General features: G+C 38.8%; 17 protein-coding genes and 1 riboswitch. Of the genes, 12 read left to right on the top strand and 5 right to left on the bottom strand.

What is annotated here, in order from left to right:
• The first annotated feature begins 27 nt into the window (after positions 1–27).
• The 11 genes from HU823_RS01745 to HU823_RS01695 all read left to right on the top strand — a co-directional run bounded on the left by HU823_RS01745 (position 28) and on the right by HU823_RS01695 (position 13,234).
• Positions 28–735, top strand: a complete 708-nt coding sequence (locus tag HU823_RS01745) for a phosphoadenylyl-sulfate reductase (RefSeq protein WP_231607236.1) — start codon at positions 28–30, stop codon at positions 733–735.
• 26 nt (positions 736–761) lie between these two features.
• A complete protein-coding gene (sat, locus tag HU823_RS01740; RefSeq protein WP_197220924.1) occupies positions 762–1,958 on the top strand; it encodes a sulfate adenylyltransferase in 1,197 nt (398 codons plus the stop codon).
• Positions 1,924–2,523: an adenylyl-sulfate kinase gene (gene cysC, locus HU823_RS01735; RefSeq protein WP_197220923.1), complete on the top strand. Its 600-nt coding sequence runs from the start codon at positions 1,924–1,926 to the stop codon at positions 2,521–2,523. The genes sat and cysC overlap by 35 nt, the downstream gene beginning before the upstream one ends.
• A 24-nt stretch (positions 2,524–2,547) precedes the next feature.
• Positions 2,548–4,176 carry a nitrite/sulfite reductase gene (locus HU823_RS01730; RefSeq protein WP_197220922.1) on the top strand — a complete coding sequence of 543 codons (1,629 nt, stop codon included), beginning with the start codon at positions 2,548–2,550 and terminating at the stop codon, positions 4,174–4,176.
• Positions 4,177–4,191: 15 nt separating this feature from the next.
• Positions 4,192–4,413: a DUF3906 family protein gene (locus HU823_RS01725; RefSeq protein ID WP_066394287.1), complete on the top strand. Its 222-nt coding sequence runs from the start codon at positions 4,192–4,194 to the stop codon at positions 4,411–4,413.
• 13 nt (positions 4,414–4,426) lie between these two features.
• Positions 4,427–5,212, top strand: a complete 786-nt coding sequence (gene cobA, locus HU823_RS01720; RefSeq protein WP_066394284.1) for a uroporphyrinogen-III C-methyltransferase — start codon at positions 4,427–4,429, stop codon at positions 5,210–5,212.
• Complete coding sequence (locus HU823_RS01715; RefSeq protein ID WP_197220921.1) at positions 5,213–5,965, top strand: sirohydrochlorin chelatase; 753 nt, start codon at positions 5,213–5,215, stop codon at positions 5,963–5,965.
• A 15-nt stretch (positions 5,966–5,980) separates the two neighbouring features.
• Complete coding sequence (locus HU823_RS01710; protein ID WP_197220920.1) at positions 5,981–6,619, top strand: NAD(P)-binding protein; 639 nt, start codon at positions 5,981–5,983, stop codon at positions 6,617–6,619.
• Position 6,620: 1 nt separating this feature from the next.
• Positions 6,621–6,735: riboswitch (SAM riboswitch) on the top strand.
• Positions 6,736–6,843: 108 nt separating this feature from the next.
• Complete coding sequence (locus tag HU823_RS01705; RefSeq protein ID WP_197220919.1) at positions 6,844–8,640, top strand: bifunctional homocysteine S-methyltransferase/methylenetetrahydrofolate reductase; 1,797 nt, start codon at positions 6,844–6,846, stop codon at positions 8,638–8,640.
• Complete coding sequence (metH, locus tag HU823_RS01700) at positions 8,633–12,085, top strand: methionine synthase (protein WP_197220918.1); 3,453 nt, start codon at positions 8,633–8,635, stop codon at positions 12,083–12,085. Before HU823_RS01705 ends, metH begins: the two co-directional genes overlap by 8 nt.
• Before the next feature lie 366 nt (positions 12,086–12,451).
• Entirely contained in the window at positions 12,452–13,234 is a 783-nt protein-coding gene (locus tag HU823_RS01695) for a serine hydrolase (protein WP_197220917.1), read from the top strand.
• 67 nt (positions 13,235–13,301) lie between these two features.
• Here the strand turns inward: HU823_RS01695 and HU823_RS01690 are convergent, their stop codons facing one another.
• Positions 13,302–14,561: a YeeE/YedE family protein gene (locus HU823_RS01690; protein ID WP_197220916.1), complete on the bottom strand. Its 1,260-nt coding sequence runs from the start codon at positions 14,559–14,561 to the stop codon at positions 13,302–13,304.
• A 162-nt stretch (positions 14,562–14,723) separates the two neighbouring features.
• Here HU823_RS01690 and HU823_RS01685 point away from each other — a divergent pair, with 162 nt between their 5' ends.
• The gene (locus tag HU823_RS01685; RefSeq protein WP_197220915.1) at positions 14,724–15,365 is read left to right on the top strand and encodes a hypothetical protein; all 642 of its coding nucleotides are present in this window, start codon (positions 14,724–14,726) and stop codon (positions 15,363–15,365) included.
• Positions 15,366–15,628: 263 nt separating this feature from the next.
• Here the strand turns inward: HU823_RS01685 and HU823_RS01680 are convergent, their stop codons facing one another.
• The 4 genes from HU823_RS01680 to HU823_RS01665 all read right to left on the bottom strand — a co-directional run bounded on the left by HU823_RS01680 (position 15,629) and on the right by HU823_RS01665 (position 20,922).
• Positions 15,629–16,600, bottom strand: coding sequence for an LAGLIDADG family homing endonuclease (locus HU823_RS01680; RefSeq protein WP_197220914.1), 972 nt, complete (start codon positions 16,598–16,600; stop codon positions 15,629–15,631).
• A 120-nt stretch (positions 16,601–16,720) separates the two neighbouring features.
• Entirely contained in the window at positions 16,721–18,106 is a 1,386-nt protein-coding gene (locus tag HU823_RS01675; RefSeq protein ID WP_197221359.1) for an aldehyde dehydrogenase, read from the bottom strand.
• A 227-nt stretch (positions 18,107–18,333) separates the two neighbouring features.
• Entirely contained in the window at positions 18,334–18,759 is a 426-nt protein-coding gene (locus tag HU823_RS01670) for a VOC family protein (RefSeq protein WP_197220913.1), read from the bottom strand.
• Between the two features lie 165 nt (positions 18,760–18,924).
• Entirely contained in the window at positions 18,925–20,922 is a 1,998-nt protein-coding gene (locus HU823_RS01665) for a bifunctional 2',3'-cyclic-nucleotide 2'-phosphodiesterase/3'-nucleotidase (RefSeq protein WP_370629997.1), read from the bottom strand.
• Positions 20,923–20,943 lie beyond the last annotated feature (21 nt).

The following is a 20,943-nucleotide window of genomic DNA, read 5'->3' as shown; positions in this document are numbered from 1 at the left end:
TTTTTTATGTTCAAAGGAGGTAGCGAATTGCTAACGTATGCAACTTGGAATGAGAAATTACCAGATTTTAATCATGATAATTCGACAAAAGGTGCTCTAGATGTGTTGGAGTGGGCTTATGGAACATACGGTGAAGACTTAGTCTACGCATGCAGTTTTGGTATAGAAGGCAGTGTTCTTGTTGATCTTGTTTCTCAAGTGAAGCCAGATGCACAGATCGTGTTTCTCGATACAAACCTGCATTTTCAAGAAACCTATGACGTAATTGAAGCTGCAAAGAAAAGGTATCCTTCACTTCGAATCAAGCTAAAGACACCAGCTCTCACTCTAGAGGAGCAAGCAAAAAAACACAGTGATGCTCTTTGGAACGTGGACTCTAATCTATGTTGCACGATCAGAAAGGTGATTCCTTTAGAAGAAGAGTTAAAAGGGGTAAAAGCTTGGCTCTCTGGTCTTCGTAAGGAGCAGTCAGTTGCTAGGAGCAATACCGAATTCGTCAACAGAGATGAACGGTTCAAAAGTATTAAGATTTGTCCGCTCATTCATTGGACGTGGAAAGATATTTGGAGGTATGCCCATAAGCATGACTTGCCGTATAACAAACTACATGACAATGGCTATCCAAGTATAGGCTGCGCCCCATGTACACAGGCAGCTATTAACGCAGATGATCTTCGTTCTGGGCGATGGTCAGGAACTGGAAAACTAGAATGCGGGCTTCATGAGAATAAATAGAGAATTATTAGGAGGAGAGAAACAATATGAGTACGATTCAACCGCATGGAGGGCAACTGATCAATCGATTCAAGCCTGACACACCATATCAGCACATTAAAAAAGAAATCATTCTTGATGCAACAGCACTTAGCGACCTTGAATTGATCGCTATTGGAGCATACAGTCCATTAACAGGTTTTTTGAACCAAAAAGATTATCAATCTGTTGTCCACGATATCAGGCTTAGTGATGGAACGGTTTGGAGCTTACCTATCACGTTACCGGTAGATTCTGATACAGCATCTACACTTAAAAGAGGTGAAGAAGTTCGTTTAACTTACGATGGTGTAACCTACGGAATCCTTAACGTAGGTGATGTTTACACTCCTGTAAAGCAAATTGAAGCGGAACATGTTTATAAGACATCCGATCATAATCATCCAGGAGTTAAGAAGATGTTCGAACGTCGTTCAGTTTATATAGGCGGCGAGATTACGTTAATTAGACGTATTAAGAAAAATTCGTTCAACGAGTATCATCTCGATCCTAGTGAAACAAGAAAACAGTTTAAGGAATTAGGTTGGAGTACCGTTGTAGGTTTTCAAACGAGAAATCCCGTTCACCGTGCTCATGAATATATTCAAAAAGCTGCACTTGAAATTGTAGACGGTCTCTTCTTAAATCCACTCGTTGGTGAAACAAAGTCTGATGATATACCAGCTGATGTTCGAATGGAAAGCTATCATGTTCTACTAAAAAACTATTATCCTAATAACCGTGTGTTTCTTGCTGTATTTCCTGCAGCGATGCGCTATGCAGGTCCTCGTGAAGCCATCTTCCATGCGATCGTCAGAAAAAATTACGGCTGCTCTCACTTTATCGTAGGTCGTGACCATGCTGGAGTAGGAAATTATTACGGAACGTATGAAGCACAAGAGATCTTTTCCCAGTTTACAGAAGAGGAGATCGGCATCCAAACTTTGTTTTTTGAACATAGCTTTTATTGCAACAAATGTGAAGGAATGGCTTCTTCGAAAACATGTCCACACCCTACGGAAGAACATGTCATCTTATCAGGAACAAAGGTAAGAGAACTTCTTCGAAATGGAGAACTTCCCCCTAGTACGTTCAGCCGAAGAGAAGTAGTAGAGGTATTAATAAATGGACTAAATCGAAATGATAAAAATTATAGAATAGGAGATTTAAATGAGCAATCAACACAATATAATTTGGCACGATAGTTCGATTACAAAAGAAGCTAGGCGCAAACAAAACAACCATTCAAGTTTTGTACTTTGGTTTACAGGACTTTCAGGATCAGGAAAATCAACGGTTGCAAATGCATTAGCGCAAGTGCTTTTTGATCAAGAAATAAGAAACTATGTGTTAGATGGAGATAACATTCGAAATGGATTAAACCGTGATCTTTCTTTCTCAGATAAAGATCGAAGTGAAAACATACGACGCATTTCTGAAGTGTCAAAGCTATTTGTAGATAATGGAACAGTCGTACTTACAGCTTTTATCTCACCGTTTATACAAGATCGGGATATGGCGAAGAAAATCATTTCAGAAGAAGAATTCATAGAAATTTTCGTTTCATGTCCGATTGACGAATGTGAAAAAAGAGATCCAAAAGGTTTATACAGCAAAGCGCGAAAAGGTGAGATTCCTGACTTTACTGGAATTGATTCACCTTATGAAGAACCGGTTTCACCTGCTCTTACCATACATACAAACAAACAAAATGTTTCCGAGAGTGTGGAGAGCATCTTAAATTATTTGAAAAAAAGGAAGCTGATTTAACTAAATAAAAAGGAGACTGAGAGAATGGCATATGAAAAGACGTGGGCAGAAAATTCGAAGATCAATAAAACAGAACAAAAAAAGCTTGTAAAAGACGGATTGAAAATATTTGAAGATATCCCTGATTACGCAAAAAACGGCTTTTCTTCTATTCCAAAAGAAGAATGGGATAGTTTCAAGTGGGCGGGCCTTTATCTGCAGCGACCAAAAGAAGACGGCTATTTTATGATGAGGGTTAATGTTCCATCAGGGATTTTAAGTTATGAACAAGTAAAAGCATTAGCACATATTTGTAAAGATTATGGAAGAAATGTATTCGATATCACGACACGCCAGGCTATTCAATTTCACTGGCTGACAATTGACCAGATTCCCGACATCTTTAATCGTTTAGAATCAGTCGGGTTATCGAGCGCTGGTGCATGCGGAGACATTACACGAAACATCATGGGTAATCCGATAGCAGGTATCGATCCACACGAACTCTTTGATACGACTGAGATCGTAAAAGAAGTATATGAGTTTTTTCAGCATAATGAAGATTTCTCTAACTTGCCGAGAAAATACAAAATGTCAATTAGTTCTAATGTGAACAATAGTGCACATGCTGAAATCAACTGTGTGGCCTTTACTCCCGCATATAAAGTAATTGATGAAAAGGAAGTTCCAGGGTTTCATATCAAGATTGGCGGAGGTCTTTCTTCTCGTCCTTTCTTAGCACAGCCACTCGATGTGTTCATTGAACCTGAACAGGTTAAAGACGTTTCTATCGCGATTACTACCATTTTCCGTGACTACGGTTATCGGGAAAAACGTCACCTTGCTCGTCTTAAATTCTTAATGGCAGATTGGGGACCTGATAAATTTAAAGAGAAACTCTTAGAATATACCGGACCGCTTCACTCTAAAGGAAAAGATGCTCTTAAAACATGGAACGGCGGTTACTTCTATGGTGTTCATCCTCAAAAGCAAGAAGGATTAAGCTATATCGGTTTTAACGTACCTGTTGGTAGACTTCATGCTAACGAAGTTTTAGAACTCGCTAATATTGCGAAGAAATACGGAAACGGTGAAATCCGAACGGTAAACTCTCAAAACTTAATTATTCCTAATGTGAAACACGAAAACGTTGAGTTGCTATTAAAAGAAAGCATCTTCAAACGTATCACTACTCAGCCTCTATCTTTCATAGGTCATTCTGTTTCTTGTACCGGTATCGAGTATTGCAACTTGGCACTCGTTGAAACGAAAGAACGGATGCGTAGAATTGCAGAGAACCTCGATCAGAAAATAACTCTAGATGTTCCCGTTCGCATTCATATGGTTGGCTGTCCTAACTCATGCGGACAGCGTCAGATCGCAGATATTGGTCTTCAGGGTGTATTGTTAAAAACGAAAGAGAAGAAGATGGTTCAAGCCTTTGAGATATATGTAGGTGGCACACTTGATGACGGCGGAAAATTTAATGAAAAGCTGAAAGGAAAGTTTCATGCGGATTCGCTAGACGAAGTACTATTACGATTTCTTACCATATTTAAAGAAACGAAACTTCCATCAGAGAGCTTTTTTGACTATATAGACCGTGTCGGGTTGGAACATCTTCAAATAGAGCTGGACCGAATTGCAGAAGAATTAGAAGAAAAAGTCTCATAAAATGGAGGTCTCGCTATGTATTTATACCGGTTCGAAGTGATTTTGAAATCAGAGGTTATTCCTGTTGTGATAGCAGCTTCAACAGATGAACAGGCTTTTCAATTAGTTGACATCGAGCTCGAGAAGTATTTTTTGAAACAGCCTGAAGTTGATGAGATCTCTCTTTATGAAAAGAAACGAATTCGAACGGGGAACGGCTTTGTGCTGTATGAACGTGAAACGATATTAAATCCTTAAAGGAGTGATGATGATGGGAAAAGTGTATCTTGTCGGAGCTGGTCCGGGTGATCCAGGGCTGATAACTGTAAAAGGTCTGCGTTGTATACAAGATGCGGATGTCATTTTATATGATCGATTAGTGAACAAAGAACTGCTCTCTTATGCAAAACCTGACTGTGACTTAATCTATTGCGGTAAACTGCCAAACTATCATTTCATGAAGCAAGAAACGATCAACAGTTTCTTAGTTAAACACGCTCAAAAAGGAAAAGTTGTAACTCGCCTTAAAGGCGGTGATCCCTTCGTGTTTGGAAGAGGAGGAGAAGAAGCAGAAACACTTGCAAGAAGTCGCATTCCTTTTGAGGTGATTCCTGGGATAACATCAGGGATTGCAGCACCAGCTTATGCGGGCATTCCTGTTACACATCGAAACATCGCTTCAAGTTATGCGGTCGTCACAGGTCATCGCAAAAAAGGCAAAGAAGATGAACTGAAATGGGAAAGTCTAGCGAACGGTATTGATACGTTAGCAATCTATATGGGAGTGGGCAACCTAGGTTATATTTGCAAACAGTTAACGAAGAACGGAAAAAGCAAAGACACACCAGTTGCTCTCGTTCAATGGGGTTCTTTAGAGAATCAACGAACCGTTACAGGTACACTTGATACGATTGAGGAAATCGTGCTTACTGAACATATTGAGAATCCGAGTATGATCATTGTTGGTGAAGTCGTTCGTCTTCGCAGTGAACTGAAATGGTTCGAACAGCTGAACGATGAACAGAGTAAGCTTGCTGACGTAAGAGAGGCTTTGTAAATGAAGGCATTGCTCTTTATCTGTCACGGTACAAGACTTGCAAAAGGACGAATAGAAGCAGAAGAATTTGTGAGACTTTGTATGTCACAAGTGGATGTGCCCATTAAAGAGATTTGTTTTCTAGAGCTTGCTGAACCCTCTATCGCTCAAGGATTTGAAAGGTGTATACAAAAAGGAGCAACGAACATCTCTGTGATTCCTGTGTTCTTATTAAGTGCAAACCATATAAAAATAGACATACCAAAAGAACTTCAGCACTTGCATAATAAATTTCCAGGAGTTGATGTAAATTACGGGCGTGCCTTCGGTGTACACGATGCCATTTCGCATTTGTTGTGGGAAAAGATCACCAAAAGTGCAGTTAATTTAAGAAGAAATACACAGATCCTGCTTGTAGGCAGAGGAAGCACCGATCAGGATGTAAAACGGGACCTAGAAGTAATAGCATCTAACCTTCAAAATCATTACGGAATCCCTAGTATTCAAGCTTGTTTTCTAACTGGTTCAAAACCTAGCTTTGAGGAAGCACTCTGGTGCAGCAGCGAATCATATGAGCAAGTTAACGTTGTGCCTTATCTTCTATTTTCAGGACTCTTAATAAACGGAATGAAACATACGATAACTCGCTATCAGCAACAAACCACACAAAACGTAACTCTTTGTGACACTCTTGGCTACCATCCTATTCTTAAAGACGTGCTTCTCACGCGTATCCATGAAACAATTGAAACAAATAAGTATGCATTTTCTTAAAAAGAGAGGAATGCTATGTATCCTATTCACATAAATTTGACTGGCAGAAAGGTTGTAGTAGCAGGCGGTGGTTTGGTAGCCTTTAGAAAAATAAAAGGTTTAATAAATGAAGAAGCAAAAATAACTGTAATCAGTCCAGTCGTTGTTAACGAGATTCAGGAATGGCATGCTGAACAAAAGCTGATTTGGATTGAAAGAAAAGTTGTACGGGAAGATTTGGTCGAAGCATTTCTAATCGTTGCTGCGACCAATTGTACAGAGAGTAACTCTTGGATTGCAGAACAAGCAAGTCCAAAACAGCTTGTGAATGTCGCTGATCAACCGCACCTTGGCAATTTTATTGTTCCTAGTGTTGTAAAAAGAGGTAAGCTCATACTCTCTGTTTCCACCTCTGGAGCTAGTCCAAGTCTATCTAAATCTATAAAAAAAGAGCTTCAGCAAAAATACAGTGAAGACTATGAAAGTTATTTAGATTTTTTATTCGAATGCAGATCCATCATTAAGAAGGAATTTCCGCAAAATTGTCGAAAAGCCTTATTAACAAAGCTAACAGATCAGTCCTTTTTATATGACGAAGAAAAACAGCGCTCGTATAAACAGGAATTATTAAAAAGAATAGAGCGCAATTTAGTAAATGAACCAATAAATGAATAAATCCTTATCAAGAGAGGTAGAGGGAGCGGCCCTATGAAACCTCAGCAACCAGCAGCTACAAGCTGAAAAGGTGCTAATTCCTGCGAGTTCACTTGTTGAACTTGTAAAGATAAGAAGACCCCGACGCTTAAAAAAGTCTTCTTTTATAGAGGGCTTTTTATTTTTATAGAGGAGGCTATCATGAGTTTAATCACAGAAACAAGATACTGGTCGGTGATGGTGCGATGGGAACGCTTCTGTATTCGTATGGATCTGATTTTTGTTATGAAGAGTTAAATCTTTCTCAAGAAGAGCAGATCTATAACATCCATCGCGCTTATTTAGATGCAGGTGCTGATATCATTCAAACCAATACGTATGCAGCGAACTATTCGAAGCTCGAACGCTATGGACTTCAAGATCACGTAAAAGAGATCAACAAAGCGGCTGTTCAAATTGCCAGAAAAGCCGCTCATAACAAATATGTTGTAGGTACGATCGGTGGAATACGCGGTATTAAACCGAATAGCATTTCTCTGGATGAGATCAAGCGCAGTTTTCGTGAGCAGCTGTATTGTTTGCTGATGGAGAATGTTGATGGCATCCAATTAGAAACCTATTATGACCTAGAAGAACTAGAAACCGTTTTAGAGATTGCTAGAAAAGAAACATCACTTCCGATTATTGCTCAAGTGTCATTGCAAGAAGTCGGCTTTATGCAGGACCGGACTCCCATTTCAGAAGCTTTGACCTCTTTAGAGAACATTGGTGCTGATATTGTGGGTTTAAACTGTCGTCTTGGGCCGTATCACATGCTGATGACGCTTGAGGAAGTTCCATTACCAAATCGGGCTTATCTTTCAGCGTTTCCCAATGCATCGCTTCCTTCCTATACAGATGGGCGTTTTAAGTACGAAGGGGACGCTGATTATTTTAAAGAATGTGCCCATTTGTTCAGGCAGCAAGGAGTTCGCCTACTAGGCGGATGTTGTGGTACGACGCCTGCTCATATACACGCCTTCTCTACTGAACTTAAAAACTTAGAGCCTGTAACAGAAAAAGAAGTAAAACAAAGAAAGCGAAAGATCGTCATTCAGTCAGCATCAAAGCCTAAATACATACCATTAAGTGAAGAAGTAACGAAGAAGCAATCGATTATTGTTGAATTAGATCCACCACGTAAATTAGATACATCACGTTTTATGGAAGGAGCAAAAGCGTTAAAAGAAGCGGGGATCGACGCACTTACACTCGCAGATAATTCGCTTGCTTCGCCACGTGTATGTAACTCTGCATTAGGGTCAATCGTGCAGTCCCAACTTAACCTTCGTCCGCTCGTTCATATTACGTGCCGCGACAGAAATTTAATCGGCCTTCAATCTCACCTGATGGGGCTTCACACGCATGGCATCCATGAAATACTTGCAGTTACAGGAGATCCCGCAAGTGTTGGAGATTTCCCAGGTGCATCGTCTGTATATGATGTCACGTCATTTGAACTGATCAAGCTCATCAAGCAGTTTAATGAAGGGTTATCACTATCAGGGAAAGAGCTTGGAGAAAAAACATCCTTTACGGTCGGGGCGGCTTTTAACCCTAATATCCGATCTATTGATAAAGCCGTTGAGCGGTTAGAGAAGAAAATCGCATACGGCGCAGATTACTTTATCAGTCAGCCTGTATTTTCAGAGCAAAGACTAATTGAAACGTATGAGGCTACAAAGCACATTGATAAACCGATCTATATTGGAATCATGCCGTTAACCTCTTCCCGAAACGCAGAGTTTCTTCATCATGAAGTTCCAGGTATCAAACTGTCTGATTCTGTGCGTGATCGCATGGGCAAGTATAAAGATAATCCAACACAGGCATGTAAAGAAGGCTTATTGATCGCCAAGTCGTTATTAGACACAGCCATGGAACTCTTTAACGGGATCTACCTGATCACGCCATTTATGCGTTACGAACTAACTGTTGAGTTAGCACAATATGCACGAGCTAACTCTCCATCACTTTTAGCCAGGAGGTCACAGAATGCCTAAGTCATCAATAGAAAAACAGTTGGAATCAAAGATATTAATCATGGATGGTGCGATGGGAACGATGCTTCAAGAAGCGGAACTCACACCAGAAGATTTTGGCGGTGAGGAGTTTGACGGTTGTAATGAGTATTTAAACATAACGGCACCACATGTTATCGAAAACATTCATTATAAATATCTTGCGGCAGGCGCTGATATCATTGAAACGAATACATTCGGAGGTACGAATCTCGTACTGGATGAATACGAACTCGGTGATAGAGCTTATGAGATCAATAAGCTTGGAGCAGAAATTGCAAGGAAAGCCGCTGATGCTGTTTCAACAGAACAGTGGCCTCGTTTTGTTGCCGGCTCACTCGGGCCGACTACAAAAACCCTCAGTGTTACGGGCGGAACTACGTTTGATGCGTTAAGAGATGCTTATGCTGAACAAGCACGAGGATTGATTGACGGAGGTGCGGATCTTCTCCTCTTAGAGACAAGCCAAGATATGCTGAATGTAAAAGCTGGCTTTTTAGGGATTGAGCAAGCTGTTGAACAAACGGGAAAAAGAATACCACTTATGGTTTCTGGAACGATTGAACCGATGGGAACCACACTTGCGGGTCAGTCGATTGAGGCTTTTTATATTTCGTTGAAGCATATGAACCCGATCGCAGTAGGATTAAACTGTGCGACAGGTCCTGAATTCATGCAAGATCACATACGTTCCCTGTCGAATCTGTCTACTACAGCAGTGAGCTGTTATCCGAACGCAGGGCTTCCTGATGAAGAAGGAAATTATCATGAAACGCCAGAATCATTAGCCGCTAAGCTATCCGGATTTGCTCAAAAAGGGTGGTTGAATATCGTTGGTGGCTGTTGTGGTACGACACCTGCACATATCGAAGCACTCTCAAAAGTTATGAAGAACTATCCACCACGTCACCTGCAAGTATACGAAACTCATATGGTCTCTGGAATAGAACCCTTTATCTATGATGATCCAACGTTAAGACCGATCATGGTAGGAGAAAGAACAAATGTAATCGGATCACGAAAATTTAAACGGTTAATTGCTGAGGGGAAATTTGAAGAAGCGGCTGAGATTGCAAGGGCTCAAGTAAAAGGTGGTGCACATGTACTCGACGTTTGTTTAGCTGATCCTGACCGGGGTGAATTAAGCGATATGGAAGAGTTCATGAAAGAAGCGGTTAAGAAAGTGAAAATTCCATTTGTCATCGATTCTACAGATGAGGATGTTATTGAGCTAGCGTTAAAGTACTCACAAGGTAAAGCCATCATCAATTCCATTAACTTAGAAGATGGTGAAGAACGGTTTGAAAAAGTGATCCCGCTTCTTCATAAATACGGAGCAGCGGTAGTGGTTGGAACGATCGATGAGATTGGAATGGGCGTTTCGGCTGAGCGGAAATTGGAAATCGCAAGAAGATCGTATGACCTATTAGTAGAAAAATATAAAGTCTCACCGTCAGACATCATTTTCGATCCGCTCGTTTTTCCAGTGGGTACAGGTGATGAACAGTACATTGGCTCAGCGAATGCAACGGTTGAAGGCATTCGCCTGATAAAGGAACACTTTCCGCAATGCTTAACCATTTTAGGAGTCAGTAACGTATCATTCGGATTGCCACCCGTCGGACGCGAAATATTAAATGCAGTGTATCTCTACCATTGCACACAAGCGGGACTTGATTACGCGATCGTAAATACTGAAAAGCTAGAACGTTTTGCTTCTATTTCACCGGAAGAAATTGAGATGGCAGAAAATCTATTATTTCGAACAACAGAGGAAGCATTATCTACTTTTACAGATTTTTATAGAGGCAAGAAGAAAGAAACAAGGTCAAAGCTGCCTGATATGAGTTTAGAAGAGCGGCTTCACTATTATATCTTAGAGGGTACGAAAGAAGGACTAATTCCTGACTTAGAGATTGCATTACAAAAGTATGCTACTCCATTAAGCATCATTAATGGTCCTTTAATGGATGGCATGAAAGAAGTGGGCAGACTTTTCAATGAGAACCAGCTAATCGTTGCAGAAGTCCTGCAAAGTGCGGAAGTTATGAAAGCATCTGTTGCTTATCTAGAACCTTACATGGAAACGAATGATGAATCTGCTTCAAAAGGAAAAGTGTTACTTGCTACAGTTAAGGGTGATGTTCATGACATCGGTAAAAACCTGGTAGATATCATTCTAAGCAATAATGGATTTAAAGTAGTAGACCTAGGGATTAAGGTAACGTCTCAAACGTTAATTGAAGCGATCAAAAAAGAACAACCAAATATTATCGGACTTTCTGGATTGCTCGTAAAATCTGCTCAACAGATGGTGTTAACGGCAAACGATATGAAAGAAGCGAACATTTCAACACCCATTTTGGTAGGTGGTGCTGCATTATCAAGAAAGTTTACAGACACGAAGATATCGAAGGAATACGAAGGAATGGTTCTTTATGCAAAAGATGCGATGGAAGGTCTCTCAATTGCAAATCAGATTCAAACCCCAAAAGAGTTTGATCGACTATCGGTAGAATTTGAACAGAGAAAAAAGACAATAGCACTGCACTCAGAAGTAAATGAAGGTTCCGGAGGGGTTACAACTGCCGTTAGAGTCCGGTCAAAGGTTTCACAAACTGCTCCCATTTTTGTTCCGAACGATACAAAAAGACACATTTTAAAAAACTACTCACTCTCACATATTCAGCCTTACATCAATCTACAGATGCTGCTGGGACATCATCTTGGCATAAAAGGCAAAATCACTAGATTGCTTCAAGAAAAGGACGAGCGAACACTTGAAATTAAATCATTGATCGATCATCTGTTAAAAGAGGCGAAAGAAAAGAATTTAATTAAACCTTCCGCTCTATATCAATTCTTTCCTGCACAAAGTGATGGAGAACGAATTCTGATCTATGATCCGATTGATCAAAGAACGGTTATTGAAAAGTTTGAATTCCCAAGACAAAACAAAGAGCCATATCTTTGTATTGCAGATTATTTACGCTCAAAAGAAAGCGGGAAGATGGACTATGTTGGATTCTTTTCTGTTACAGCAGGTACAGGTATTCGTGAACAAGCTGAAGAATATAAGAAAGAAGGACGATTTCTTGAAAGTCATGCACTTCAAGCTTTAGCTTTAGAAACGGCAGAAGGTTTCGCTGAACTTCTTCACCAGCAGATGCGAGATCGATGGGGCTTTCCAGACTCGGTAGATTTTACAATGAGAGAACGATTTTCCGCTCGTTATCAGGGTCAAAGGTTTTCATTCGGCTATCCCGCTTGTCCAGAATTAGAAGATCAGCAAAAGCTATTTAAATTGTTAAAGCCAGAAGATATTGGTATTCAACTGACCGAAGGCTGCATGATGGAGCCAGAAGCCTCCGTATCTGCTATTGTTTTTGCACATCCAGAAGCACGATATTTTAATGTGTTAAGTTAGAAAAAAAGCACCTGATTAAAGTTTCAGGTGCTTTACATTGTTAATAAGTTTTTTTAGTAATTAAGTTTGTTTTAAGTCTACTTTGTGAGCAGATGAAGGAAAAGTAAACCACTCGGCTACTGCATCTGCTTGAAAATCCTCTTTAAGCGAATAAGCGAGCTGTAAACCAGAGGTACCGCTTCCGACAATACAAATCTGCTCCTTCAGGTCATCCCTCCTTTAATTTATTGTTTATAGGCAACTCATTGAACTCGTAACGCTCTCAGTCTATTTTTGTTTCCGTGTTCTGTAAATGCGATTTTTTGATTAATTTTTAAATAAGAATAATAAGTAGATTTAGATATCTTAAGAAAGCGGGGAAGCGGTATGTTAAAACAAATTGAACATTCATTATCTGAATTGTTTTCATCTGGGAAAGCGATGTATGGCTGTTCATTGTATGATTTTCGTACGAAAGAGAGCTTTACTCACTATGAAAATGAAACCTTCTATGCTGCTAGTATTATAAAGGTTCCTATAATGGCGGCTGTCTTTGCACATGCATTTGAAGGGAAATGTCGTTTGCAAGATAAAGTTCAAATTCAAGAAGAAGACTTTGTACCTGGGGATGGTATTTTGAAGCATTTGTCTGCGGGTATGGAATGGACGATTTATGATCTCCTTGTGCTAATGATTATTGAAAGTGATAATACTGCAACAAATATCTTGATTGATCTTATAGGTCTAGAGAACATTTCAGCACACATGTCAGGATGGGGATTAAAAAAGAGCCAACTAAAACACAAACTGCAAATTTCACCCGACAGAAAGCCTGGTGAATTGAACGTTATAACACCGAATGAAATAAATCAGTTTTTAACCCAATTAGCATTAGGTAGAGTTGTATCAATTAAGGCATGTGATATGATGATCAAGATTCTAAAACAACAGAAGATGAACGATTTACTTCCAAGTTTACTTCCAGATGTAGAAGGTCCTATTGGAATGATTCCGAATTGGGAAGCAGCTCACAAGACGGGCGATGTTTCAGGGGTGGAACATAATGTAGGGTTATTCTATTTTCCAGGTCATACATATGCAATTTCTGTATTGAGTAAAAACGTTCCACACCGAACTGAACCTAGGCGGATTATGGGTGAAATCGGATAATTATTATTTAATGTTTCAAGATAGTAAAAAAGCTAATGGATGCTTCTCATCCATTAGCTTTTTTATGTTAACAAATTGAATCTGTAGATTTAGGATTCTTCAATCCGAACATTGGTCGAACGAACAGAGCTAAATACGTACCTAACATAGCCATAACTGCCCATACCCAGCCGTGTAGGCTAAATGAAGCTATTCCGCTAAAGTAAGCACCAATGTTGCAGCCGAATGCTAAGCGAGCACCATATCCCATCAATAATCCACCAATTATGGATGCGCCAGCAATACCGGGTTTGATCTTTCCAGGTTTAAACGTTCCTTGGAAAGAAGCTGAAAGAAATGCGCCTAGAATAATACCAAAGTTCATTACGCTGGTTGCATCTGTAAGAACACTTTTCGTAAGAGCTTCGCCATTCTTTCCGTCAAAATAACCCCAAGTGGATACGTCAACACCTGTTGCCATCATAGCTTTACCGCCCCATAATGCAAACGCTGATGTAATACCCCATGGACTTCCTTTAACAGCTAACGTTAATGCATTTAATAAAGCGAGAACAATAGCTGCCGTGAATAATGGCCAAGAACCACGAAGTACTTTTTTCCATCCCACTGTAGTAGGAAGTGGCTTCATCATAGGCGGCTTTTTCTTTTTAGCTATTTGAACGGTTATCCAGTAGATTAGTGCAAATAATCCTAATTGAATAACTAAAGCGCCAAAAAAGCCGAGACCTGGAACCTGGTTTAAAGAAAGTGGCGGAAGAGAAGGCAATCCCATCCAAAATGCGAAGTGGTAAGCTCCAAGAACAGATCCTGCAATAAATGAGATAAGGGTTAAAATCATTGATGAAGATCCGCCACCTAAAGAGTAAAGTGTTCCTGACGCACACCCGTTTCCGAACTGCATCCCAATACCAAAAAGAAAGGCACCAACTAAGATACTAATGCCAACTGGTGATACATTTCCTGTGGGTTCAACACCAGTAAAACTAAACCCAGTACTAAAAATAATGGCAAATAATACGGATGCAACTGCAAGCATCAGCATATGTGCTTGAAGTCCTTGAACATTACCTACTGAAACCAATCTGCGAAAAGCTGAAGTAAAGCCAAAGCGTGCATAAAGTAAAGCTCCACCAAGTGCTAATCCGATGATAAAAAGGCTGCCTTGTGTCCAGTTAGCAACTTTAACTATTAAAAAAAACAAGATTACTGCTGCAAGTCCTCCCAAAAATACGTAAGTTCTTTGCATAGGCTGTAATTTTGCAACTACAGTAGTGGGCTGAAACGCAGGTTGTTTATTTGAAGAAAGATATGATTCTGTTTGTTCCATAACTATAAACCCTCCAAATCCTATGAGTTATGTCGGAATTATAGCATTATACTATGAATCCATAATTATGAAAAGTTATTTTAACTTATTCCACTATTGTCCATGTCGGAAAAGTAAAGTTTTTCATTTAATAATAAGAATAGATAGGGAAGGGGAATGAAAATGGCTAAAAGAAGAAATACATTTCATAATGATTGTTTTTCATGTGATGATTTGAATAGAGCAGGTCTGGGATCTGGAATAGCAGCTAAAGAATCATCTTTCCAAGCGCTAACTACAACAACTACAACTTTCCCAGTTTTAATAACACTAGACGATGCTGTAACAACTACAGGCATAGAATTTTTGAGAAATGGAGTTGCTTCAGGACTCCAAACAACTACTGGTGGAATCTACGATATTGCGTATATTGTTAGTTCAACTGTTACTACAACCACTGGGGTTGCAAATACATTGTTATTCGAGCTTGTTACGAGTACAGGGAGGGTAATTGCTGATTCAACAGCAACTCAATTCTTTCCAGCAGCTTCAGTAGCAGGATTTTCAGCAAATACAAATTTAGAGTTAGCTCTTAATGTAAGATTGATGCCAGGTGAATCCGTTTCAATAGTCTTGCGATCAATTACTCCGTTAATTTCAGCAGGGACGATTACAATTAACACAGCATCATTGTTTATTTCACCAACACCAACTATTGAAGAATTTAGAGAAGAGTCGTCAACAAATTGTTGTATAGAGTCAAGTATTCATCATTGTAAGAAAAATAGTTTATTTGGTGGTCAAAAAAATTCTCGAAAAAGATAAAAATATTCGCTGCGTCTTAATGTGAATTTTAAGATGTGGCAATTACATAAATTTACCCATTTTTTTCATTTCGTCTCACTATCTTAAGTAATCTTTGGTTTTGAGACTTGTTTCATTATGGTTTACATAGCTTCCGAGAATAGATATTACGTTAACTAGTAATAAATAATTAACTTACTTTAAATAGTATCGTCTATTCGTCTATTGTGTGTCTTTAAAACACAAACACCAATCCAAAAATTGCGATTGATGTGTTTTCTTAACTAAATTTTCTTTTCATTACATATAGAATTGAATTTCAGTTGAAACTCTTCGTCGGTACTTATCCAACGATAAAAAGTATTAATTCCTATGTTTGCACTTTTGCAAGCCTCTGGAAAATCTCGATATAAATTATAATAATACAGTAATTTTAATTTCCTTGCTTCTATTGCAGATTTATGGGCCTTAAACGGACGATCCTTTATTTGATCTGGAGGCAATTTTTCTCTGTTAAATTCTAAATGTTTTCTTTCAATATATAAGTTTTTATCTTTATAAATCCATTGCCCAAAGTGATAAACGGTTTTTCTCCCTGATAGGAATAATCTGTGATACTTTTCCTTACTTACTATGAAAGGTTCAAATGAGTAACGTTCTAATCTTTTCTTAAGATGTTCCATAAATGTTTGTGAGCCACCAACAAAAGAAACTGTTCTTTTCTTGTAGTTAATATTCCCATCACCATCAAAGAAACCTCTAACAAAATGACTTAAATACTCCTCTGGAACATATGGAAACTCTAATATTGTTGACTTCTTTGGACTCATCCCGTGTAATTTCATTAAATCTTCTTTCATAATCTTACTTGAGATGTTTAATAAGTGTACGCCTGTTCGAGGATTTGTTTTGATTGGGTGTGTAGATTGAAGTTCTTCTCTAATATCTTCGAGGATTTTAGGATCTTTTTGTGAAAAACTTACCAACTGCAAATCTTTTGGCAAGCAACCATCTGCAGCGAAAAAGCCTAGTACATATGCCATAGATGCTGACCATGTTTTGAAGTAATTTTCATTCACTGTATAACGTCTTAACCAGCTGCTGTGTGGTTGTCTTTCAACGTTATGTTGCTGCAGAACAGAATTGATATATCTTGCTGTCACATTTGCCTGTAATGCGATCTCATTGGAGGTCATTCCCATTTGAAAACATTCAATAATGGTAGGAATACTCATGGTGCACTTCTTTTTTCGCATACCAATCAACTCCTTTGTTCACTTAATTTAATTATACCGAACATTTGTTCTCTAGTCGAGTTTTTGGCACTTTTCACAATAAAAAGACGCTATCTTGAATGACAGCGTCCTTAAAAATTTCTATTTCATTAACTTTTTTATGATTTTCAAACCATGTTTGGCGTTCGGATATCGAAAACTAAAGTCGAATTTGTTCGTCTGGTTGAGCACACTTTTGTTATGAGAAAAAGCAACAAAACTGGACTCACCGTGATAACTACCTATCCCGCTCTCTCCTACTCCACCAAACGGCAGATAAGGTGTTGCGATATGCATTAAAGTATCGTTGATTGATCCACCACCAAAAGAGATGTTATTCACTACTTTTTCTTCGATCTCTTTGTTAGTCGTAAACAGGTATAGTGCAAGTGGTTTTGGACGTTCTACAACAAATTCGATCACTTCATCGATGTTTTCATATTCCAAGACTGGAAAAATCGGTCCAAAGATCTCATCACTCATAACTGGTGAAGAAGTATCGAATGGTGCTATTAGAGTTGGTTCGATCTTTTCACTTGTTTCATCGTATCGACCGCCGAAAAGTATTTCTCCTTCTGATAAGTAACTTTTTAAACGATTAAAATGACGATCATTTACGATCTTACCGAATTCTTCGTTTTGTAATGGGGTTTCACCGTAAAATTCTTTAATGACTTCTTTAAATGTTTCAATGAATGGTTGACGTATGTTTTTGTGTAGATAGATATAGTCTGGTGCAATGCACGTTTGACCTGCGTTCGTGAACTTTCCGAACGCTATACGTTTCGCAGCAAGCTTAAGGTCTGCTGTTTCATCTACAATACAAGGGCTCTTACCACCTAGTTCTAATGTGATAGGAATAAGTCTCTTACTAGCGGCTTCCATTACGATTTTACCTACAGGAACGCTGCCTGTGAAGAATATATAATCTAATGGTTGATCGAGCAATATTTGATTGGTTTCAACTCCGCCTTCTACGACTGCGATAAAGTCAGGATGATAGTATTCTTTGATCAGTTCATCCAATAGTTTTGACGTTTGTGGCGTAAGTTCAGATGGTTTTAAAATGGCCGTATTACCAGCTGCGATTGCACCGATTAACGGAGCAAGTTGAAGTTGAAACGGATAGTTCCATGGTGCGATTATTAATGTGACTCCATAAGGTTCAGCGATGGTATAACCCTTTGAGCCAATATGGGTTTTTGCTGTTTTTACTTTTTTAGGTTCCATCCATTTTTTTAGATATTTTTGAGTATGACGAATCTCTTCTAATAAAAAGCCTATCTCCGTTGTGTAGGCTTCTGCTTCTGATTTATTTAAATCTGTCTTTAATGCATGAAGAATCTTCGCTTCGTTGTTTCGAACAAGCTTTGAAAGATTGTTCAAAGCTTTCATACGGAAATCATATGATCGAGTTACGCCGCTTCGAAAGTAAGTTCTCTGAGCTTGTATAAGTTTATCAATCGATTCCTTTGTGCTTTCTTTCATCGTGTTTGGCTGATTCAAGCTTTACGCCTCCTACAACATAAAATTAAGTGTTTAAACTTATGAACATGTATTAGTGAAATCACTATAATATGTTTATGATAGGTAGTCAATGATTTTGACTTTAATCATTCATTATAATGTTACATTACTAAAATAACCTATAAGAAAGAGAACTAAACAAAAAGACCCTCTCCAAGTAAAAGAAAGGGTCTGCTTAATTTGTAATTTTAGTCTTGCGGAATAGCAGAAACTTGCCACTCTACTCCATATTTATCTGTTACTTGGCCATACGATGGGCTCCAGAACGTTTCTTGAAGGGGCATTGTCACTTTTCCCTCTTTAGAAAGTTTCTCAAAAACTTGTTTTGATGAATCTACAGAATCGATATGAATGGCTATGGTAACTTGATTTCCGACTGTATAAGGCATCCCTGGAAAATTATCGGAAAGCATCATTACGGTATCGCCTACTTTAAATTGAGCATTCATTACGCGGTCTTTCGCTTCTTCTGGAAGTGGATGATCAGGATCCTCTGGCATCTCTCCGAATGTTTGAAGTGAAATAAGTTCTGCATTAAATGCATCAACATAAAATTGCACTGCTTCTTTACCGTTACCATCAGTTACTACGTAAGGATTCACTGCTACAATCATTTTTAGCACCTCATCGTCTAATTTTTTCGACCACAGAACGTTTGTTCGTTTTTATTGTATCAGACTTTATTTTTCATTGCTACAATTTTTATATTTCTACTAAAACAGATCTACACCTTCTTTTACATATAAAAAAGAGAACCATTTAGGCTCTCTTCTATCTCATTATTTTAGATCAATACTATAGATTCCAAATCCGTTTGCATCAGTTTTATTTGTATATTGAATCTTACCTGTCTCACTCGTATATTTTTGACCATTCGGTGAAGATAGGAACGTTACGTTAGCGTTACCGCTGATTGGAGCTATGGACCAGTTGTTATCCGCAGTTGGTGTGATCTCTTTCATCTCTGTAATATAATCCATTAAGATCTGACGGTTCTCATCAGCAGAATCAACTACATATTCGCTGCCTTTAACTCCAGGGAAGTTTCCGCCGCCACCCGCTCTATAATTGTTCGTTACTACGATGAAATCTTGGTTAGGATCGACTGCTTTTCCGTCGTAAGTTAGATTCACGATACGGTTGCTATCAGCATTGATCACTGTTCCGTTTTTGTCATATTTAGGAGCTTTTGTTACATCTACCTGATAATTAACGCCGTCGATTACATCGAAGTTATAAACAGGAAAGCCTGAATCTAATAGTTCCTGTGCTTCTGTTTTGTTTGGATCGATCGTCTTAAATTTTCCAGCGGACATTTCAAGCCATTCTTTTACAACTGAACCTTTTACTTTAAGTGCTTTTAACGTGTTGTCATAAAGGTAGAGGTCACCGGCACTGCGAATCGTAAGTGGTCCCTTTTGAATCTCAGTAAATTCACCTACACCGTTTCTTCCTGCTTTAAATGGTGCGCCAACTGATAGGATAGGAAGATCTTTGTACTCTGGCTTGTTTAACGAGATGTATTTTTCTACATACCATTTCTGAGCATTCGTTACGACTTGAACAGATGGGTCATCTTGAACGAGTGCAAAGAAGCTATGAATATCGTCTGTCGTTGAACCGATTGGTGTGTTTACGTACTTGATCGTTGCATCATGTACATTTTTTACAGTCTTCACCACTTTTTCGTCTGGTTTAACGGTAGCTGCACTTCTAACTGAAGACTGAGAAGAAACGACTTTCCATCTTCCACGATCTTGTTGAAGGGTTAAGTCGATCAGACCAAGTGATCCTCCGCCATAGCCTGCTTGTACAGCTGGCACACCGTTAATCGTACCTTTCGCATTATCAACGCCAGGAAGAACATTACCTTTTGCGTCTTTAAACAATGCATCTAATGATTTCTCATCAGCAGCCGGGAATATCTTATGTGTGTGCGAAAACGTAAGAGCATTAATTCCTTTTACTTTGCTGAGTGCATAAATCACATCTTCTGTGTTCGTTTCACTTCCATTAAAGCCTGAGTGAGCTTGTGCGATGATGATATCTGCACCTTTTTTCTTCATCTGCGGGATGAACTTTTCCGCACTTTCAATAATATTTTTTGTAATTACTTTCCCATCAAGGTGTGATTTATCCCATTCGTTGATTTGTGGTGGTACGAAACCAATATAGCCGATCTTTAAAAGCTTTGGTCTGCCGTACTCATCTCTAACGAATTTCTTTACAATTTTGTATGGTGAGTATTTGTTTACATCATTTTTAGGATTATTATCATGATCATCTACGTACACGTTAGCGTTTACAAAAGGAAAATTAGCATCATCGTACGTTTCTGCTAAAAAATCAAGTCCGTAATTAAACTCATGGTTTCCTAATGTTGCCATATCATAATCCATAAGATTCATAGCGGCGATGGCCGGATGAACTTCTCCATCTTTTAGCGGTGCAATCTTTGCTTTGTATGTACCAAGTGGCGTACCTTGGATCAGATCCCCGTTGTCGACTAACACACTGTTCTGACTGTACTTTAAGTCTTCTCGAGCTGTTTTAACCAGTGTAGCTGTCTTTGCTAGTCCCACGTTTTCTGATGCGGCATTCTTGTAATAATCAAAGTTTAATAGGTTTGTATGAATGTCTGTTGTTTCCATGATCCTGAGGTTAACTTTACTTTTGTGTTTTGCTGGTGTTTTAGCGATGGCTTGACCCGCTAGAGGTGAACTTAAAAGACTGATAGCTAGAGTAAGTGAAGCTACTTTCTTAACATTTTTATTCACAACAATAACCCCTTTGTTTCA

Source organism: Fictibacillus sp. 18YEL24, assembly GCF_015903855.1.
Lineage (GTDB): Bacteria > Bacillota > Bacilli > Bacillales > Fictibacillaceae > Fictibacillus > Fictibacillus phosphorivorans_C.
Note: the sequence above shows the minus strand (reverse complement) of the source record. Positions and strands in the feature narration are given on the sequence as shown.